This is a genomic window from Pseudomonadota bacterium (assembly GCA_010028905.1).
Classification (GTDB): Bacteria; Vulcanimicrobiota; Xenobia; order RGZZ01; family RGZZ01; genus RGZZ01.
Map to the genome: position 1 here is coordinate 1 of RGZZ01000550.1, position 3,059 is coordinate 3,059.

The following is a 3,059-nucleotide window of genomic DNA, read 5'->3' on the forward strand; positions in this document are numbered from 1 at the left end:
CGAGGAGAACCGCGAGCGAGCAGCCGACGAGGTACTCGGCGTGCTGGCCGAGGGGCACTCGGTGGCCCTTGTGACCGACGCGGGGATGCCCGTGGTCTCAGACCCAGGCGATGTGCTCGTCGATCGCTGCCACGCCGCGGGCATCCGCGTGTCGTGCGCGCCGGGCGCCTCCGCCGTTCTCTCGGCCCTGGCCTGCTCCGGGCTGCCCGCGCGGCGATTCACGTTCGAAGGCTTCTTGAGCCGCCGCGCCTCGCACCGCAAGACCCACCTCGACGAGCTCAAGACCGAGCGACGCACCATGATCTTCCTCGAGGCGCCCAGCCGCGTCGACGAGACCCTGGCGGCCCTGCGCGACGCCCTTGGCGGTTCGCGACGCGCCTGCGCGGCCCGCGAGCTGACCAAGAAGTTCGAAGAGATAAGGCGCGGCACGCTGGCCGAGCTGGCCGACTGGAGCGCATCGCACGAGATGCGCGGCGAGTTCACCATCGTGGTGGAAGGCGCGGCTGAATCGACGACCGTTGCCGAGGCACCATCGAACGAGGCGCTGGCCGCTGAGGTGGCGGCGCGCATGGCCGACGGGCTCACCCGTCGCCAGGCTTCAAAAGAAGTCGCGGCCCGCTACGGCCTCGACTCCCGGGCCGTGTACGAGATGTGAGGCGCGGTCACGGCTGACCACACCTGGAAGAGCGCGGGCGCACCCCGATCGCACGGGCACCACGAAGCGCACCCTGCGGACACGTCCGCCAGCATGCGAACGCGGCCCGTCAAGCCCCAGGCTTCTTCGCGATCTTCACGCCCCCGATGATCACGGCGTCGGTGCCGTTCTGTACCTGGCCGTCATGAGGCAGAAGGCTTGCTTGCGGCGCAGCCAAAGCCGTCAGCGCGTCGTCAATCGATAGCGTGAGAAGAACCTTCTCAGAGAGCCCGCGCATCACGTCATCGGCCGACAATGCACCGAATCGCCCCTCTCGCAAGCCCTGCTGCACAAAGGCGAACACCTCGACCGCGCGATCGTGCTGTCCGATGAAGGCAAGCAGGTGAAGCACGCTGAGAAGGCGCTGGCCGGTCTCGACCAGGGTCTCAGTTGGCAAGCGCTGCACCAGACATTCACGGTAGTGACGCGCCGCACGGGCGGCTGCAGGTACGGGGGCGGCTGCGGCAAGGTCGAGGAAGAGCTTCAAGCGGGTCTCCTCGCTCTCTGGCCCTACGGCAATGCGCACCAGGTCGAGTGCCTCCATTGCTGTCGACAGTGACTGCGTCGTCTCGACGAGCCCCACGAGCAGCGTACGCAGACGCGCCTGCTCTGACGTAGACCCCGCGCGTGTCTCGAGATCGCTTCGCGCCGCGCTGATGGCTTCCAGGGCTTTGCCGCGATGTCCGGTCTCGGCGAGGGCCGCTCGAAAGAGCACCCCCAGTGACGCCAGCTGTGCGCTGTCGTGCTCTAGATCGAGCAACGTGTCGAGATCCGCGATGGCACTGCTCATCGGGTTGAAAGCAACGGTCTCGCGCTCTGCGCGAACCAGATCCGAGAGCAGCGCGGCAATCGCGTCTGTGCCGTGCGATGCGCCTCTGTCGAGCACAGCGCTCACAAAGTCCTGCTGCTGATCAGCGGCCAGCGTGTTGGCGAGCGCGAGTGCGGGCGCTGCATAGCGCGTGGCAATGTCGGTCGCTTGCGCCAGGCGTGCCTCGAGCGTCGCCCGATCGGCCAGATCAGCGCCTGTGACGCTCACCTTGACCCCGGTCTTTGGCCCGTAGAGGAGGCTTCCGCCGTCCGCCAGCGCCTTCCAGGCCTCTGTCAGCTCAAGCAGCCGCAGATCGCTCTCGCCCGCACTGAAGCCCGCACCCGTTGTGTCGGCCTCGCGAACCCTGACGGCCAGTGCACCGTCGCGCAGGCCCCGATCGATACCGCTGCCGTGGAAGAAATCGTGCGCGAGCAGGCGCTCATCGCTCGACACGCTACCCACCCTGCGCACGCCCGAGGCGTCGACGAGATAGCTGCAGTCTCCGCGCACGCCCCCCAGAAGACAGGCGTACCCTCCCTTCCCCGGGTAGCTTCCCCCCAGAACCTCCTTGACCGGGTAGGTCTGGAAGTCAAAGCCTCGCGCCTCGAGCGACTGCACGGCAGCCACAGCTGCTGCACGCTGCGGAAAGGCCTCTGGCCCCGCGCCCTTGTAGGCATCGAGCAGGCGGAGGTCGTCGATGGTGAGCATGCGGATGTGCTGGTGCTCATCCAGGCTCACGGTATAGAGACCCTGGAACACTGATGTATCGCCCTCGAGCAGGCCGACGAATGCCTCGGCACTCAGGGAGACGTAGGTTCCAGGTCGAGCGCCTGGCGTTTGCGTCTCGAACCGCACGCCGTTGCGCTCGAGGCGCCGAAGCATTTCGAGCAGAGCCTGTCGCGTCTCGCCGGTGAGCGCCGCACCGACGGGGCTGTTCGTCGCCGAAGAGCCGCCGAGAACGCCTGCCCGCTCGAGGGCCGACCACAGGCCGACGTGCCCTGGCGAGGGAGAGGGAGGAGCGGCCACTATCGATGCGCTCACAGGCGAGACGGGTGCCGAGAGACGAGAGAGGCCGAGGCTGGTGGCGTCTGGCTGCGCGAACGCGGAGGCTGCAGGTGTCGGCGGAGGCGCGAGAACGCGTCGTGTGGCCTTTGGAGGCAACGGGATCGAGATCTTCATGTCGGCCTGTGGTACTCAGGCTCTTCCGAGATCATGGTGCCGTTAGATGAAGAATTTGGAGAAACACGTGGTGGCAACGATGATTTAATGAAAACGTGGCTGTGGTGATGCTGACAGCACGTGGAGCGTCGCTGTTCCTCGATCGCTATCGACCTCTGTTCATCGAACAGAGGCACCGCAGAAGACCTCTTCTACGGATTCGACGTCGCAGCCCCTCAGGCTGACTCGCCGCGCACGATCTCGCCAGACTGACGGTTATAGTGCCCCATGCGCTGCGCGATCGAGCCGCGCGTCTCGTCCCACAGGGCGTTGAATCGATGGAACCACGTGGTGAAGCGATCGCGCGAGATGGGCGCCAGCAGCGTGTAGCGCTGCGGA

2 protein-coding genes are annotated in these 3,059 nt (G+C 66.6%); one reads left to right on the forward strand and one right to left on the reverse strand.

What is annotated here, in order from left to right; translation table 11 throughout:
- The coding region (locus tag EB084_22665; protein ID NDD31068.1) for an rRNA small subunit methyltransferase 1 at window positions 1-655 on the forward strand (655 nt) is incomplete at its 5' end.
- 109 nt (window positions 656-764) lie between these two features.
- Here EB084_22665 and EB084_22670 read toward each other — a convergent pair.
- A complete protein-coding gene (locus EB084_22670; GenBank protein NDD31069.1) occupies window positions 765-2,681 on the reverse strand; it encodes a hypothetical protein in 1,917 nt (638 codons plus the stop codon).
- Window positions 2,682-3,059: the final 378 nt, after the last annotated feature.

Coding starts and splice junctions, on each gene's coding strand:
- EB084_22670 (NDD31069.1), bottom strand. CDS start 2,681: ATGAAGATCTCGATCCCGTTGCCTCCAAAGGCCACACGACGCGTTCTC.